The sequence below is a fragment of the Phyllobacterium sp. 1468 genome (assembly GCF_031455525.1).
Lineage (GTDB): Bacteria > Pseudomonadota > Alphaproteobacteria > Rhizobiales > Rhizobiaceae > Phyllobacterium.
Genome location: NZ_JAVDSX010000009.1, coordinates 17178 through 32216, shown reverse-complemented (window position 1 = coordinate 32216; position 15039 = coordinate 17178). Strand labels below are relative to the sequence as shown.

Below are 15039 nucleotides of genomic sequence, written 5' to 3'. Positions count from 1 at the left end.
GGCGAGATTAAAAAGCGCAGGAGCAAGAGCAATGCCATCGAGCCAAGCATCACCTCCTTCGAAATACGAGCATCTCATCGCGCGCGCGAAAGAGGTGAAGCCGGCGACGACTATCGTGGTGCATCCCTGCGACGAGACTTCATTGCGTGGCGCAATCGAGGCCGCCGAAATCGGAATCATCGAGCCAATCCTGGTTGGCCCGACTAAGAAGATTACTGAGGTCGCCAGCGCGTTCAATCTCCAGATTGCCAAATACCCGATTGTTGACGCTCCGCACGGTGAAGCCGCCGCAGCCAAAGCTGTCGAACTCATCCACGAATCTAAAGGTGAGGTGTTAATGAAGGGCAGCCTGCACACGGACGAACTGATGCGCGAGGTGACGTCTAGCAAGACAGGCCTACGCACCGCACGGCGAATCAGTCATGTGTTCATCATGGATGTGCCGACCTACGCGGAGACGCTCGTTATCACCGACGCCGCGATCAACATTTCCCCCGATCTCGATGTCAAACGAGACATCGTCCAAAATGCGATTGATTTGTGGTTGCAGATTGGTCGCGGCACGCCAAGGGTTGCCATACTCTCCGCCGTCGAGACCGTCACCAGCAAGATCCCGTCGACAATAGAAGCGGCTGCGCTTTGCAAAATGGCTGACCGTGGGCAGATTACTGGTGGCATCCTCGATGGGCCACTCGCCTTCGACAACGCGATTGACCCGGAGGCAGCGAGAATCAAGGGGATCACATCCGAGGTGGCAGGCCGTGCGCAAATCCTCGTGGTGCCCGATCTCGAGGCTGGCAATATGCTCGCCAAAAATCTCATTTTCCTCGCCAAAGCCGACGCGGCCGGACTCGTTCTGGGCGCACGCGCGCCCGTCATTTTGACCTCGCGCGCCGATTCGGTCCGGGCGCGCATGGCCTCCTGTGCGGTCGCTGTGCTTTGTGCGCATGCCCGACGCACCACAACTGCGTTACCGGGGACGTAGTCCAGTGGACACAATTCTGGTCGTTAACGCCGGCTCCTCAAGCGTAAAGTTCCAGGTGTTCGAGACGTCTGAAAAAAGCGGTCTCAAGCGGCTGATTAAAGGGCAGATGGATGGTATCGGTGTACGACCGAAGTTACGGGCGACGACTTCTGACGGCACGCTCCTGGTCGATCAGCCTTATGCGCCGGATCGCATGAGCGACGTCGCGGCAGCGCTCGGCATTGGAGCGACCTGGCTGCGCGAAACGCAGAAACTCGAACCTGTCGCCATAGGGCATCGGGTCGTGCACGGTGGTCCTCGGTTTAATAGTCCAGTGCTGGTCGACAGGGATGTGATCGCCGAGCTCGAGCGGTATGTTTCTCTGGCTCCACTTCACCAGCCGAATAACCTCGCGCCGATCCGCGCCCTTTTCGCCCACTCCCCAGAGCTCCCTCAGGTTGCCTGCTTCGACACAGCATTCCATCATGACCACGACGCGCTTGCAGATCATTACGCACTTCCAGTTTCGCTTTACGACGAGGGCGTGCGGAGGTATGGTTTCCACGGTCTGTCATACGAATTTGTCGCGAGCTGTCTGCCGCAACTGGCACCCAAGATCGCACTTGGGCGCGTCATCGTCGCTCACCTGGGTAGCGGCGCATCCATGTGCGCGCTTTCGGCCGGCCGCAGTGTTGAAAGCACGATGGGCTTTACTGCGCTCGACGGTTTGCCGATGGGCACACGCCCTGGCCAGCTCGACCCTGGTGTTATACTCTATCTTCTCCAAGAGAAGCAGATGACCGCCGACCAAATTCAGAAGTTGCTCTATGGCGAGTGCGGCCTGAAAGGCCTCTCGGGCATCAGCAACGATGTGCGCGACTTGCAGGAGAGTTCTGATCCGCAGGCACGCTTTGCACTCGACTATTTTGCTTATCGGGTCGCTTTGCATTCGGGCTGGCTGGCCGCGGCGCTGAGAGGGCTTGACGGTTTCGTGTTCACGGCGGGTATCGGCGAGAACTCTCCCACCATGCGTTCGCGTATCGTGGAAAGGCTCGCATTGTTTGGGGCCGTGCTTGATCCGGATGCTAATGCGGCAGGTGCGACCTCGATCGCCGCGCAAACCAGTCGCATCGAAATATATGTCGTGAAGACTGATGAGGAACTGATGATTGCTCGCCATACTTTGGCGTTGCTGACGGCGCTAGGCTAATTCTCCCGCTTTACGGTATAACGTTCTGTCATTGACACTTGGCCGACGAGTGCTACTTGAAAACGCCGCCCACACCGGGGCTCGAAGAGAAGGTCAGGACAGAGCGCTTTTAAGCCTATTCTGCGGGACATTCAAATGAGTGTCCGCATCTCCCATGAGTCAGTTCCAGACCCGGTTGAGAAAGTGCGCAATGCTTGTTTTCCCTCGCGAGTTACCAGTTGAATCAATTCTCTGGAAATCTGGCTGCCCGTCTGCCGGCCTTCAAAGAGCTTGTCGACCGAGGCGCGGGTAATGTGCTTGTTGTAGGCAGCTTTCATTAATTGCCTACAACAATCGCAATACTCCTTTGATATGTTGTAGGCAATCCATCTAATTTGCCTACAACGCGATACCAATGCTCACAATTGAAGAACTCCCAATTGCGCGACCGTGCCAATAGGGTGCGCGCCGATGCCGGCTGCTGTAAGAGTTTTGGTCAATCGCCCGGCCCATGCTGCCCAATCCGTGCCCGAAGCAAGGCCTGTGTCGACCAGAATGCGCTTCTGCCCGGCGTCAATTAGGAGGGGGCTAGCCTGGAGCTGGACCATGTCAGGCGCAAGGTAATGGGCGTCGAAATATGGTTTCTTTTCTTCCGGTCTGACATTTGTTGCAAAGCTGTCGGTGGGTGAGACGAACACCCCGTCGCAGAGTAAAGCAATTTGAAAGTCACCAAGGGCGAACCGATAGAATCCCGGAGCTTCCGCAGAAGATCCCGGAGTAGCCGCACGCGCATCGTCAAAGCTACTGTAGGCGGTAGCGGCGGCAGTAAATGCAGCTACGGCTGTTGTTTGTAGAAAATCTCGCCGATCGAGAGTAAGCATTGGGAATCTCCCTTCCCAGATGTCCGCCCAGACCCCGTATATGCTTTAATTTAGCACGAAACTGTAGCCATAGCGATCAATCGGACTGAGGGGCTTCACCGACGTTTGTTAGAATTCGGGCACGGGCGAGAGACTACTGCGGGGACTAACCGTATCGGAATTTATGTAATGAAAACAATAATTTCATCGCGGAACGACCGCGCTTGTGTACCACTACTATGTACCCATACGAGCGACGCACAGCTTTGCAACCGGTTTCAAAAAGCAGGCAATTGCCGCTTGGCGGCCGATTCCAGACTAACGGGTTTTGGAGTACCACCACGGGATAGCCACCGTTCGCTGTCTCCTGCCCTGATCTGGCAGCAGCGTGGCAAGCGTCAGTAACGGAAGCAGGCATCCGTCTGCGCTAGAGCGGGACCGCCTCCTCCTCCCAATGAACTTGCGCAAATTGAGCACTCTCATATTCGGTGCGCAAACGATCAGTACTGGAGAACCAATCCCCTGATGGGTCCCAGCCTTCCGGGCGGAATGTTGGCGCCGCGGTCTTCAAATGAGCAAGTCGGGTTGCCACCGTTGGATCAGCCCCCAAAAGCCTGCGCTTGACTTGAAGTCGCTGGACCTGTGAAAATGAAGCAGTCTACCGTACGTAGGCTCAGAAATTTCTCTGGAAGCGGATGGTGCCGCCGAAAGCGTCGTCGTCGCCGCCATTGGCAATGGAGAAGGCTTCGCGAGCGCCATCGAATTTGGTGTAATTGAGCTCCGGTGTGATTACGAAACCGGGGACGAGTTCATATTCGACGTTAAGTGCAAAAGCATAGGTACCTTCGTCTTCCCATGCCGCCTGGCCATTGAGCGTTGCCTTTTCGGCGACCTTCGCGGTGAAACCACCCCACGCAGCCCAATCGCCCTCCCAAGTACCAAACCAATTACGGTTAAATTGATCGACATCGCCTGTCGCGGGATCGAAGTCATTGTCATAGCCGGACTGATAGCCGCCCATGATGAAGACCGAGAACGTGTCGTTGATCGTGACGTCCAGCCGGAGCTTGCCGGCAAATTCCTCGACATTTGAATCGTAGCCCACGACGCCGGATACACCGCCCCAATCTTTCTCAAGCTTTGCACCTTGGCGCGGCGCTGATGGCGACACCAATTGCTTTGCTACACATCATGAGCCGGCCGTATTTTCGTCAGAGATAGAGGCGACTGGCAACGTACCCGAAAAGTTCCATTGCGCGCTTCGCGTCAGGGGCGCAAACCCCGAGAGGCAGCTGCAATAGAGGCCTGGGAAGAAGCCGGCCTACTGCGTTCCATCGTAGCGTTGCCACTCGAATCCGTAGCCGTCGAGTTCACGTCCGTCCACCGCCTTGAGTACCAGATGCGGCAGCACCTCGTGCCGCTTGCTGTCCACGATGCTTGCCTTGAGTTCCCCAGGTTCGAATGTGTGCTTCTGCCCCCACTGCCAGAGAGCGATAATGATCACATGCAGATCCCTGCCTTTTTCGGTCAGCACATATTCCTGATAAGCGCTTCCATCCGAAGCTGGGACCATCTCAAGGATTCGTTCGTCCACCAGCTTCTTGAGGCGGGCTGCAAGAATGTTCTTTGCTAGACCTAGTCTTTTCTGGAAATCGCTGAATCGACGCGTGCCATAGAAAGCGTTGCGAACGATCAGCAGAGACCACCAGTCTCCGATTTCGCCCACAGAGCGCGCTATGGCGCATGCGCTCTTCCCGAAACTTGTGCGCTTTCCTTTCAAGATGTCCGTTCCTTTCAACACGAGGGCGGCGGCCGCCCCTGCGATTTCACAGACAATAGCACGAAAGAAACGAGTTGCAAATTTAAACCAAACGCGTAAAGCTAATCTGGTTGCAAACTTAAACTGTTTGTCGGAGTGCAATCATGGCGAAAAACAAGAGTGCCCGACCTCTGAAATGGGAAGTGTTTATCCGCAAGCGCGCGAGCGCAACCCAAGGAGTTCCGCCCGGCAAAGACGAGCTCAAATGGGTATCGAACGCGGTCACATTCATCTACGGTGACAGCGATGCAGTTCTCGTTGACACATTGCTCAGCGACCAGCAAAACAGCGAACTCGCGGACTGGATAGAGGCGCGTCACAAGACCCTGCGCTGGATCTACGTCACCCATGCCCATCCTGATCATTTTTTTGGGCTTGCACTGCTTCTGAAACGGTTTCCAACCGCCCGCGCGATCGCCCTGCCGCAGGTCGTCGCGCTGATGCGCAAGATCATTACGCCCGAATTCGTTGCTGAGAACTGGGAGAAGCGATTTCCAGGCCAGATCCCTGAAACGCTTGTCGCCGCCGAAGAAGTCGGCCCCGATGGGTTCGAGCTGGAAGGTGACAAGCTCGTTCCCATCGAGGTCGGCCACACGGACACCGATCACACGACCAGTTTGTTCGTGCCATCGATAGGTCTCGTCGTTGCGGGAGATGCTGCCTACAACGGCACACATCCGTATCTTGGCGAGTCCGATCATGCTGGACGCCTGGAGTGGATTGCCGCCATCGACAAAATCTCCGCGCTCCAGCCGCGCCATGTCGTTGTTGGTCATGGTCCGCTGGATCCAGACCATGCAGCGGCGCATCTCGTCGCTACCCGGAAATACATCGAGACCTTCGATCGGCTCGATAGCCAGACGGCCACCGCACAGGAACTGTATGACCAAATGATCGAGCTTTACCCCGATCGGATCAATCCCGGATCCCTGTGGGGCGCCGCTCACGCAGCCAAGGCTTTTTTTCGCCCGGAAGTCGGCCTGAAGGCTTCAACCAAACTTATTCCAACAGAAGGAAATACGACATGAAAGCAGTCCAGTACCAGGCTTACGGTGACTACCATCAGAACCGGATAGTGGACCTGCCGAAGCCCGGGGCCGCTGACGGCGAGGTTCTCGTTGAAATGATGGCTTTCGGTATAAATCCTCTCGACAACACATTCCGATCCGGCCACTTCTATGCGGCAACTCCTGAAAACCTGCCGCGAATTGGTGGCCAGACGGGTGCGGGCATTGTTGCCGAATCCAAATCCGCAGAATTCGCAGTGGGTGACCGGGTGTTCGTGACCGGACGTTGCTTTGGTCTCGTCGCCGATGGCACCTGGTGCGAATACGTCTCCCGCAGCCGGACTGGCCAAGGTACCGGACCATGTTGACGACGCGCACGCTGCTGCCCTCCTGGCAGGCGCGGGATATCTGACCGCCTACCTGGTACTCACTGAATTCACCCATTTCAAGGAAGGCCAGACCATCCTTGCTCCGGGTGTCGGAGGTGCAGTTGGCATGGAAGCAGTGCAACTCGCTAAGGTGTTCGGAGCGTCGAAGGCGATCTCCACGGCCAGCACCACGGCCAAGGCCGAGCAGGCCAGGACAGCGGGATACGAGCACGTCATCGATCTCTCGGTGGAGAGCATGAAGGAGGGAGTGATGCGCATTACCGACGGCAAAGGCGTGGACGTCGTTGTCGACGGCGTAAGCGGTAAGCTCACAAAAGACTCCGTCGGGTCACTCGACCAAGGCGGACTGCTCGCCGTTGTCGGCTATGCCGGAGGCCGCGAGGCGGAAGTCGACGTGACCGACATCATCTGGAAGGCTGCCACGATCCGAGGCTTTACGATGAGACTGTTCACTCCGGAAAAGCTGGGCGCGGCCCAGGCGAAACTCCGGGACTACCTGGCCGAAAAAAAGCTCCAGCCTACCGTCGCCAAGACGTTCCCGCTCTCCCAGGCGCCGGATGCCGTCCGCTATCTGATCGAGGGGCGCCCGTTCGGGCGTGTCGTGATGACGGCTTGAGACATTAGGTAGGGGGCATAGCGAAGCCGGATCCGTCCTCAAAGATTTAGCTCTGTCTATCGACCTGCTTAGCGTTCAGCGCAAACGAACATCCGCAGCATGGTGGTGTAGCTTGTCGCGCTGTCCGTGCGCAAAGATTTTCTGCCTGCAGCTCTAACAACTGGCGTTCTAATCGGAGCGTATACTGTCGTTGATGGGATCGACGTGCGGCTCTCGGCAACAGTGTTTCGTATACGGCGAGCATGTTTTTCTTTTATGTTACGTCGAAGGCCCCAACTTACGCCAGGGGCCAAACCGTTGTGGCCATGACCGGGGGAGTCGTTTCCTTGTTTGGCTACGGAATCGTAATAGGGGCCATGCAGTATGATGCTATGGGTGTAGTCTCCGCTTTGCGGGAAACCAGTGTCCTCTTTGCGGCCCTACTGGGAAAGTTCTTTTTAAAGGAGACCCTGACGGTAGGCCGGATGGCTTCATGTTTCGCCATAGCCATTGGAGCAGCGTGCTTGGTCCATTGACCCTCACCGATGCTGCATATCCCCGCACGTTCACGCCTGCGATTTCGACTGATCGCCCCTGAATTGAAAACGGCATCTGGTCTGATCAGGCAGTGGCGGTTTTGGCGAAGTTGAAGGGCAGAAGATCGTCGATATGAGACTCCTTTGGTGCGCTGAGGCGATAACGAGTATCTAAGCGATTTCATTTGAGTTCACCAATACTTGTGAAAACCGTTGCACCTCTTTGATGAATGGAATGAGAGCCCGATCGCTGATCATGACTGCTGCCCGGTCAGGATGCACCCATATTCTCGTGCGTTCGTCCTGTTCAGGCCATTGCCACAATTGCTCGACAACCGCCAGGGTATAAACGGAAACCCGAATTTGAATCGACATTCTGGAGAGCTCTTTCCAGTAGAAGTATTGCCCGATAGGATGCTTTGAGATCGTGCCGAGAACGCCAGCTTCTTCCTGGGCCTCCTGTGCGGCCGCCTCGGCGTCGCTGCGCCCTTTCATTCGCCATCCCTTAGGGAAAATATAGCGTTTGGTGCGCCGGGTCGTAACGAGGAGAATCTCGACCTGTCCGCCATCCCCGATGCGATAGGGTAGGGCGGCGACCTGCGGCATGGGCCCCTCTTCTCCGGGCCTTGGACACTACGCTGTTCTCGTTTCGACGACATCTCTTTCCTTGGTTGGTAACACCCGGCGAAAGGTTAACTATCGTCAGATTCTCTTTATCCGTCTAATCATTTTTCGGCACTTTTAGTTCCAGAGATGCCGTTACGGATCCGTAGTCCTTGTTAAACTCAGACAGTCGGCCCAGTTGAAGTGGCAGGTTGATCCAGGTATGACGAGCTAAGTCGCCAGCTGATTGGAAGCGCGCTAATGAGAATGTGCACGTCATGCTGAAATGGTTTCGCGCTTTGTTGCCTCGCGAGGACCGCTTCTTTGATCTTTTTGCACAGCATTCGCGCGTCGTCGTCGAGGCAGCGGAATCTCTGAAAAATCTCCTGGCGGGCGAGGGCGAGCTTGACGATCATTGTAATCGCATCATCGAACTTGAAAATGAAGCCGATGAGATCACGCGCCAAGTGTTGCTTGCCGTGCGACGCAGCTTCATTACGCCATTCGACCGCGGAGACATCAAGGATCTGATTCAGTCGATGGACGATGCCATCGACACGATGCACAGGACAGTCAAGACCATCCAGCTTTTCGAGCAAACGAGCTTTGATGCTCGCATGCGAGAAATGGGCCTGCTCATCGTAGAAGCCGCCAGATTGATCGCAGAAGCAATTCCACTTCTCAATCGCGTGGGATCGCATTCGGCCCGTCTGAGTGCCATTTCGGAAGAAGTCGTGCGCGTCGAAGGTCGAGCTGATGATCTGCACGATGAGGGGCTGAAGGACCTCTTCAAACTCTATGGCAAATCCGATCCCATGGCTTACTTTATCGGCAGCGAGATTTACGGTGAACTCGAAAAGGTGGTCGACCGCTTTGAGGACGTTGCAGACGAAATCAGCGGCATCGTGATAGAGAACGTTTGATGGATTCAGCGCTCAGCTTTTCCCTGCTGGTGAGTCTGATCGCGATTGCCTTAATCTTTGATTTTCTCAATGGCCTGCACGATGCGGCCAATTCGATCGCGACTATCGTCTCCACGCGGGTGCTCCGCCCGCAATATGCCGTGCTGTGGGCTGCCTTCTTCAATTTTATCGCCTTCCTGTTCTTCGGTTTGCACGTTGCCGAGACATTGGGGACCGGGATTATCGATCCCACAATCGTTACGCCCCGACTGATCTTTGCCGCGCTGATGGGAGCGATTGTCTGGAACATCGTGACCTGGTTATTCGGCATGCCATCGAGTTCGTCGCACGCGCTCGTTGGTGGTCTTGTCGGTGCGGGACTGGTGAGGACGGGTTTTGATGCGATCGTCTGGACCGGGCTGCTGAAAACAGTCGCTGCCATCTTCATGTCGCCGATGATCGGGTTCTTCCTCGCGCTTTTGCTTATCCTGTGTGTTTCCTGGATTTTTGTCCGGCAAACTCCTTTTGCCGTCGACCGCTCATTTCGCGGCCTGCAATTTATTTCCGCCTCGCTGTATTCCCTCGGTCATGGCGGCAATGACGCGCAGAAGACCATGGGCATCATCGCGGTGCTGTTGTTCTCGCAGGGATATCTCGGGACAGAATTCAGTGTGCCATTCTGGGTCGTCGTTGCGTGTCAATCGGCGATGGCGCTTGGCACACTTTTCGGAGGCTGGTGCATCGTGCATACCATGGGATCCAAAATCACCAGGCTCAATCCGATGCAGGGTTTCTGTGCCGAAACCGGGGGTGCAATTACGCTTTTCGCAGCGACATGGCTCGGTATTCCGGTCTCGACGACCCACACCATCACCGGGGCGATTATCGGTGTTGGCGCGGCGCGGCGCGTCTCGGCGGTACGCTGGGGACTGGCGGGAAATATCGTCATGGCCTGGCTGATCACCATGCCGGCAGCGGCATTTATTGCAGCGCTGTTTTATGTTGTTGCCGGGCTCGGTCTGTAAACTTTAAGCGATATTATAGCCGCGAGATGGCGCAAGGGAATAGAAGAACAGACAATAATTTACACGAATTTTTGCTGACCATCGATATCGAAACTAGGTCGAGGGGCTTTGGATAGGAGCGGTGCCGGGACAGACAAAAAGAGCCGGACCAAAAAGCCCGGCCTAATTGTGAAGGCTAATAAAACCTCCAGAGGGGGAACAGCCAACGCGGAAAATGGGGAGGGAGGTACCGCGTTGACTGAATCGCATGTAGGTCCAACCTTTGCGCTTTGCAATGAACTCATTGACGCAGGGCACGGCTAGGTAGACGCAGTAGGTTCACTCCGCCGATCGTCCGGATCATCATCAAGATCTGTTCGTATAGGATCATTCTGCGTATGATTTGGCCCTCATGCATTTCGAAGATGCCGTGATGGCCGCCTCGAGTGCGGCACTTTGGGCATCCAGAATTTCCGGGTGGGATAGACGGGGTAAATTGTCAGTTGCGTATTCGTGTATTCCGGGAGAAGCCTCACAAGGGCGCCGCTTAGTGGCTGAACCCGAAGCCCTTCGAGCGATCCAGTTTCGTGTGGCACGCCAAACCGGACTTCAGAAGTGGTTCGCTTTGGTTTGCAATTCCCTTTTCGAATTGCCCGTAACCCCAGCCGCCGCTATCGCCAAACCTTTTCGAGTCTTCACGCTGATCTGCACGTTTGTCGGGTCGCCGGCCACGAAGGATTGCGGCGCTGGGAACACGGCATCGTTCTCAACAGACGACTTATAGACGTAGGCTAGCCGAGCGATCACCGCTCCATCCGGAAACGGACGACTCCACCGAGTTTGTCGTGCTGGAGAACACGCCGAAGGTCCACAACCTCATCGTCTGTACGCTCTGCTCCTGCTATCCGCGGCCGGTCCTTGGGCTGCCGCCCGACTGGTACAAGCTGAAGCCGAACGGGGGCAATGCGCGCCATCGGACGGTTTCGATAAACGGCGTGCTTCGCATCTGGTCTGATGTCAGGAGTTTTCATGTCTCACAAAGGAATCTTCCGATGACCCACATCGTCGTCCACTCCGCACCATGCCCGTTGCCAATCTCCCCGCAGGAACTGCTGCCGTGGGCCGTCTTTGTCGGCATACTCCTGCTTTTGTCCCTGTACTTCGTTGGCGATGAGCAAGGCGCGACGTGATCCGCGCGACAATGATGCTCACCGCTTAGAAATGAGATTTAAACCAGTCGACTGTTTTAGGAATCAACAAATCGTCGATGGTTTTGATAGTGGTGCTCGCGTTCCAGTCATGATCCGAGTCGATCTCGACCAAGTCATGTATTCCGTTGTGACAGTCGAGGAGGCTTTGGCCTGCGGCAGGCTGAGGGGTGACGATCGTTTCCCGCAAGCCAACGATCACCCTGAGGGGGCCAGTATACTTGCCAATCGCCGGGATTGGGCTTAAGCGCGGCAGTTCTTTGAAAAAGGCGCATTTTAGCTTTGTCTCGCCGCCCCAGCACAATTTGGCACCAACAACACGATCGTCGGATTCTAAAAGGGCATTTTCGACTGTCTCGCGTCCCATGATTATACCGTATGTGGGTAATGGGTCCGTGATAGGCGACCAAAGGACAACGACCGAGGATTCTGGGCGCATCGCGGCTAGATGCGCGCCGATGAGACCGCCTTGACTGTAGCCAAGTATGCCAACCTTGCTACCGTTCACTGACGCCAAGGCCCGTAAGTAGTCAAACGCTACGGCAGCGTCTCGTATCTGCCCGGTTAGTGTTGTTTCCTCCCAACAATCATTGCTTTCTCCCGAGCCGTGGAAATCAATGCGAAGACTACCGATGCCATCCTGGGCCAAGCGCTTTGCAGTATGCGCAAAAAGCCCAGCATCGATTGCTGCAATCGGAAATTCATCTTTCTGGCCGGTGAAGCCATGCAGCAAGAGGACAACTGGAGGGTTTTTAAAACCAGCCGGCAAATTGAGAACACCGACAAGAGATCGTTGCCCGTTCCCGATCCGGACCCTGCTTTCCCCGTGGAAACCGCGATTGCTAGAAAGTGCGGACGCGCCTGGTGCGGTCATGGACGAGCAATGCATCGAATTCTTCCTCTTCTGCGCTTGAATTATGCGTGTGTCTTGGGACACGAAATCCCCGTTGCGATATGGTCAGCGAGCCAATAGTCAATATGCGACGGTGGGGAGGGCCGTTTTCGTAGTAATAAGAAAATTGACGCGAACCGAGGCATCGTCCTAGGCTTCAACTCAGAATAAGCCGCTCCATCAGGGATTTCAGGTCCTTGGCCACGCAGTAGCTGTTGTCCTGATGCTGGCGATTGCAGAAGAGTTCGCAACTCCACCAACCGGTAAATCCGGTCGCCTTCACCGCATCCACCCAGCTTTGCAGATCAAGGGCACCGGAGCCGGTCGGGACATCGCGCAGGATGGCTTCGTTCGGGATGCCGCCGGTGAAGGGCAGGGAATCGCAGAGATGGACGCCGTAGATCAGGTCGCGATCCAGGTGGGAAATCCGTTCTGGCGTGTCGCCGGATGTGTAGGAATGCCAGAAGTCGATGACGAGTTTCACATTATCGCGCTTGCAGAGCCCGATGACGCGCAACTGGTCGTCCATCGTGTTCAGCGGCGTCCAGGAGAGGGCTTCGAGGTAAACGATGAGCCCGTAACTGGCGGCGATATCGGCGACGGCTCGCAGGTTGTCGGCAGTCAGCGTCGTCTGTTTATCACGGGATAAATCGATAAGACCCCGGTAAAGCATGGGATGGCGCGCGGCTGATCCGGCTTCAAACACCCGGAGGTCAAGCGGCCCGGTGATCGCTTCGATGCCCTTTGCGCCGGCTGCAACAGCCAATTGGCAAAGCCTCTCGGCTTCCCGCAACATGTCGTCGCGCTGTTCGCCCTGCCGTTCCACGTCAATCAGGAAGCCGATCCCTGGCAGGAAGAGGTCGCCGAGCCGCGCCTTCAAATCCTGGTGGGTAAAGCCGGCATCGAGAAAGGCGGCGATTTTCGTGCCGGAGGTCTCGAGACCGTCGAAACCGAGGCTCCTGGCAATATCGATATCGATCGATAGCGTGTTCCATCTGGACGCCATCGAATGGAAGATCATCTGGTTGGATGTGCTTGCCATGGTTCGGGTCTCTTTCGATTTCGTGGGACGCGTGTCAGACGGTTCGGCGTTTGCGGGATGCGGACACAATGGCTTCCACAGTGCGAAGCGCGATGACGCTGTCGTCTCCCCGGCACATCCATTTGGCTTGTCGTTGAAGCGTGGCGAGGAAGCCTTCGACCGTTGCGAAATGCTGGTCCCTCTCGCGCACCGGGATCAATTCGTTGCGGCCGTTCAGGCGCCGGATCAACGTGCCGGATCCCTTGCCGTTCAATGTTCCATGAGCAGTCAGTGCGCCGTGATCGCCGGCCAGCATGACGACGCTTTCGATCTCGGCGATGGCAAAGCTTTCATAGGCCTGGAACAGGGCGCCTGCGGACATGCCGATGGCATAAGAAACCTGATCGACATCCGCATCCGTCACGTCGAGCCGCAGGGTAGAAACCCCGAGCGGCTCCTGGCCGGTCAGAAACCGGGCAAGGTCGATGTCCTCGGCGGTCAGGTCGAGATGAAGGTCGCCGCGTTCCGTCGTCTGTTCGGTTCGGCGAGTGGGCGAGGGCCGAAATGGGGCGCCGCGAATGATCAACAGGGACTGGAGCGTGCCGATCTCACCTTCGGCAAGCAGTCGGCGCATGGTCTGGTGGATGGTCGAGGCGCGGGCCGGCTGGTTCACGACAAGGGCGACACCCGCATCTTTGCATTGCGCGGCCAAGGTGCCGGCAACGCGGCTGCTTGTGGCGATCGGCCCGTCGCAGAGGATATGTTTACCCGCCTTGGCAGCGGTCGAGATGTAGTGTTTTCGCCGCTCGCGAAGAGCGCTGATGTAGACGAAGTTTACGAGCGGATCGCGCAGCGCCTGTCGCGCCTCGACGGATGTTTTCGGGATATCCAGATCCTCGGAGAAGAACCGGGCATATTCCCTGTTGCGGCTGACCACCCAGAGCGGCGCGTGACCGACGGAGCGGATCGCCGCAACCATGTGCTCGGCCGCAATGGAGCCTGTCCCCATCATCAACCATCCCATTGCTCCCCTGAAATTCACCGCGCGATCCTCTCCACTCGATACCGGCAGATTGACCGGTTCTAGGTAGCGGCACAATTTCGCAGACGATTGAAGTCCTTTGCAAAGTGAAGTAGTGTCAGCTTCACATTGCTTCAGTTATATTGATTCATTTTTAAAACTTCAGTCGTGGGGAACGCATGGAACATCTGGGACGGGACGGCGCATCTCTGGCGATGAACCTAAGAATACTCTGCGAGCGGCATGGTTCGGTCGCGGCCGTCTGCCGCAAGATCAACGTCAACCGGCAGCAGTTCAACAAATATCTCTCCGGCGCGCATGTCCCGTCGGCAACGAACCTGCGGATCATCGCCAACTATTTCGGCCTGAGCGTACCTATCCTGTTTGCCGATCCCGACGAGTTTCGAACCCTTGTCGACGGCAATTTCTTCCATGCGATGGCAACGGCGCGGCAACTGCCGGAATTCTCGCGTTTCGTGTCCAACATGATCGTCGAAAACAATTCCGACCACAATGACATCGTCGGTGTCTATGACCGCTATCAGTTTTCGTCGATCTACAAGGGGTTCGTGCTTCGCTCGGCGCTTTGCATCTATCAGAACAAGGAGTTCCTTCAGCACTATTACGTTGAAAGGTTCCCGAGCTTCGATGATCCGAGGAAAACGGAATATGTCTTCAAATATTACGGCTTCTGCTTTCCGGTCGCCGACCGCCTGTTTACGGCAGATTTCGAGGGCATCCAGTCCAACGAACTGACCTTCGGCGTCTATGCCCAGGTGAAGCGCAATTCGAAGAAATTCATGTTCGGTATCTCCAGCGGCATCGCCGCCACTGTGTTTCGCCAGCCCTATTCGACCAAGGTCGTCCTGCATTACCGGGGGCCGGGCCTGCTGCGCCGCGACCATCTGAAGGATCTGACCGTGATGGACCGCAACGACCCCGCGATCCCGCGCGAGGCGCTTCAGTATCTTGGCGACGGCTCCGATATGATCCAGATGAGCTGAGGCTCAGCCGCCACCGCAGTCCAAG

Annotated in this window: 16 protein-coding genes and 1 pseudogene; 10 read left to right on the top strand and 7 right to left on the bottom strand. The window is 56.3% G+C overall.

Going from position 1 to position 15039, the window contains the following annotated elements; all coding sequences use genetic code 11:
* Positions 1-31 precede the first annotated feature (31 nt).
* Together J2X72_RS20605 and J2X72_RS20600 are read left to right on the top strand one after the other, a co-directional pair.
* Positions 32-985, top strand: a complete 954-nt coding sequence (locus J2X72_RS20605) for a phosphate acetyltransferase (protein WP_310075042.1) — start codon at positions 32-34, stop codon at positions 983-985.
* A gap of 4 nt (positions 986-989) precedes the next feature.
* Entirely contained in the window at positions 990-2174 is a 1185-nt protein-coding gene (locus tag J2X72_RS20600; protein WP_310075040.1) for an acetate/propionate family kinase, read from the top strand.
* A 398-nt stretch (positions 2175-2572) separates the two neighbouring features.
* Here J2X72_RS20600 and J2X72_RS20595 read toward each other — a convergent pair whose 3' ends face one another.
* The 3 genes from J2X72_RS20595 to J2X72_RS20585 all read right to left on the bottom strand — a co-directional run bounded on the left by J2X72_RS20595 (position 2573) and on the right by J2X72_RS20585 (position 4793).
* Positions 2573-3034 (bottom strand): twin-arginine translocation signal domain-containing protein, encoded by a 462-nt coding sequence (locus J2X72_RS20595; RefSeq protein ID WP_310075038.1) that lies wholly within the window; start codon positions 3032-3034, stop codon positions 2573-2575.
* A gap of 652 nt (positions 3035-3686) precedes the next feature.
* Entirely contained in the window at positions 3687-4184 is a 498-nt protein-coding gene (locus J2X72_RS20590; RefSeq protein WP_310075228.1) for a porin, read from the bottom strand.
* A 150-nt stretch (positions 4185-4334) separates the two neighbouring features.
* The gene (locus tag J2X72_RS20585) at positions 4335-4793 is read right to left on the bottom strand and encodes a helix-turn-helix domain-containing protein (protein WP_210005864.1); all 459 of its coding nucleotides are present in this window, start codon (positions 4791-4793) and stop codon (positions 4335-4337) included.
* 143 nt (positions 4794-4936) lie between these two features.
* On the opposite strand from J2X72_RS20585, the gene J2X72_RS20580 reads away from it, so the two are divergent.
* From J2X72_RS20580 to J2X72_RS25090, 4 genes are all read left to right on the top strand, one after another.
* Entirely contained in the window at positions 4937-5860 is a 924-nt protein-coding gene (locus tag J2X72_RS20580) for an MBL fold metallo-hydrolase (RefSeq protein ID WP_210005862.1), read from the top strand.
* Entirely contained in the window at positions 5857-6207 is a 351-nt protein-coding gene (locus J2X72_RS20575) for an alcohol dehydrogenase catalytic domain-containing protein (RefSeq protein WP_210005860.1), read from the top strand. Before J2X72_RS20580 ends, J2X72_RS20575 begins: the two co-directional genes overlap by 4 nt.
* Positions 6146-6844 carry a zinc-binding dehydrogenase gene (locus J2X72_RS20570; protein ID WP_310075033.1) on the top strand — a complete coding sequence of 233 codons (699 nt, stop codon included), beginning with the start codon at positions 6146-6148 and terminating at the stop codon, positions 6842-6844. Before J2X72_RS20575 ends, J2X72_RS20570 begins: the two co-directional genes overlap by 62 nt.
* A 242-nt stretch (positions 6845-7086) precedes the next feature.
* On the top strand, positions 7087-7359 hold the full coding sequence (locus J2X72_RS25090; RefSeq protein WP_405044749.1) for an EamA family transporter: 273 nt from the start codon (positions 7087-7089) through the stop codon (positions 7357-7359).
* Between the two features lie 171 nt (positions 7360-7530).
* On the opposite strand, the gene J2X72_RS20565 is transcribed toward J2X72_RS25090, so the two are convergent.
* Positions 7531-7965 carry an NUDIX hydrolase gene (locus J2X72_RS20565; RefSeq protein WP_210005852.1) on the bottom strand — a complete coding sequence of 145 codons (435 nt, stop codon included), beginning with the start codon at positions 7963-7965 and terminating at the stop codon, positions 7531-7533.
* Positions 7966-8240: 275 nt separating this feature from the next.
* Between J2X72_RS20565 and J2X72_RS20560 the strand changes: the two genes are divergently transcribed.
* From J2X72_RS20560 to J2X72_RS20550, 3 genes and pseudogenes are all read left to right on the top strand, one after another.
* Positions 8241-8885: a DUF47 domain-containing protein gene (locus J2X72_RS20560; RefSeq protein ID WP_210005980.1), complete on the top strand. Its 645-nt coding sequence runs from the start codon at positions 8241-8243 to the stop codon at positions 8883-8885.
* Positions 8885-9889 carry an anion permease gene (locus J2X72_RS20555; RefSeq protein WP_310075028.1) on the top strand — a complete coding sequence of 335 codons (1005 nt, stop codon included), beginning with the start codon at positions 8885-8887 and terminating at the stop codon, positions 9887-9889. The genes J2X72_RS20560 and J2X72_RS20555 overlap by 1 nt, the downstream gene beginning before the upstream one ends.
* A gap of 806 nt (positions 9890-10695) precedes the next feature.
* A pseudogene (locus J2X72_RS20550) lies at positions 10696-10821 on the top strand (nitrile hydratase subunit alpha); the annotation flags it as partial.
* 262 nt (positions 10822-11083) lie between these two features.
* Here the strand turns inward: J2X72_RS20550 and J2X72_RS20545 are convergent.
* From J2X72_RS20545 to J2X72_RS20535, 3 genes are all read right to left on the bottom strand, one after another.
* Complete coding sequence (locus J2X72_RS20545) at positions 11084-11950, bottom strand: alpha/beta fold hydrolase (RefSeq protein WP_310075026.1); 867 nt, start codon at positions 11948-11950, stop codon at positions 11084-11086.
* A gap of 175 nt (positions 11951-12125) precedes the next feature.
* Complete coding sequence (locus tag J2X72_RS20540) at positions 12126-13010, bottom strand: sugar phosphate isomerase/epimerase (protein WP_210005097.1); 885 nt, start codon at positions 13008-13010, stop codon at positions 12126-12128.
* A 34-nt stretch (positions 13011-13044) separates the two neighbouring features.
* On the bottom strand, positions 13045-14001 hold the full coding sequence (locus tag J2X72_RS20535; protein WP_310075023.1) for a Gfo/Idh/MocA family oxidoreductase: 957 nt from the start codon (positions 13999-14001) through the stop codon (positions 13045-13047).
* 188 nt (positions 14002-14189) lie between these two features.
* On the opposite strand from J2X72_RS20535, the gene J2X72_RS20530 reads away from it, so the two are divergent.
* A complete protein-coding gene (locus J2X72_RS20530; RefSeq protein ID WP_210005098.1) occupies positions 14190-15014 on the top strand; it encodes a helix-turn-helix domain-containing protein in 825 nt (274 codons plus the stop codon).
* Positions 15015-15039 lie beyond the last annotated feature (25 nt).

Bases quoted from the DNA above. Each gene is read 5' to 3' on its own strand.
- J2X72_RS20605 (WP_310075042.1), top strand. From the start codon at position 32: ATGCCATCGAGCCAAGCATCACCTCCTTCGAAATACGAGCATCTCATC.
- J2X72_RS20595 (WP_310075038.1), bottom strand. From the start codon at position 3,034: ATGCTTACTCTCGATCGGCGAGATTTTCTACAAACAACAGCCGTAGCT.
- J2X72_RS20580 (WP_210005862.1), top strand. From the start codon at position 4,937: ATGGCGAAAAACAAGAGTGCCCGACCTCTGAAATGGGAAGTGTTTATC.
- J2X72_RS20575 (WP_210005860.1), top strand. From the start codon at position 5,857: ATGAAAGCAGTCCAGTACCAGGCTTACGGTGACTACCATCAGAACCGG.
- J2X72_RS20570 (WP_310075033.1), top strand. From the start codon at position 6,146: ATGGCACCTGGTGCGAATACGTCTCCCGCAGCCGGACTGGCCAAGGTA.
- J2X72_RS25090 (WP_405044749.1), top strand. From the start codon at position 7,087: ATGTTTTTCTTTTATGTTACGTCGAAGGCCCCAACTTACGCCAGGGGC.
- J2X72_RS20565 (WP_210005852.1), bottom strand. From the start codon at position 7,965: ATGCCGCAGGTCGCCGCCCTACCCTATCGCATCGGGGATGGCGGACAG.
- J2X72_RS20560 (WP_210005980.1), top strand. From the start codon at position 8,241: ATGCTGAAATGGTTTCGCGCTTTGTTGCCTCGCGAGGACCGCTTCTTT.
- J2X72_RS20555 (WP_310075028.1), top strand. From the start codon at position 8,885: ATGGATTCAGCGCTCAGCTTTTCCCTGCTGGTGAGTCTGATCGCGATT.
- J2X72_RS20545 (WP_310075026.1), bottom strand. From the start codon at position 11,950: ATGACCGCACCAGGCGCGTCCGCACTTTCTAGCAATCGCGGTTTCCAC.
- J2X72_RS20540 (WP_210005097.1), bottom strand. From the start codon at position 13,010: ATGGCAAGCACATCCAACCAGATGATCTTCCATTCGATGGCGTCCAGA.
- J2X72_RS20535 (WP_310075023.1), bottom strand. From the start codon at position 14,001: ATGATGGGGACAGGCTCCATTGCGGCCGAGCACATGGTTGCGGCGATC.
- J2X72_RS20530 (WP_210005098.1), top strand. From the start codon at position 14,190: ATGGAACATCTGGGACGGGACGGCGCATCTCTGGCGATGAACCTAAGA.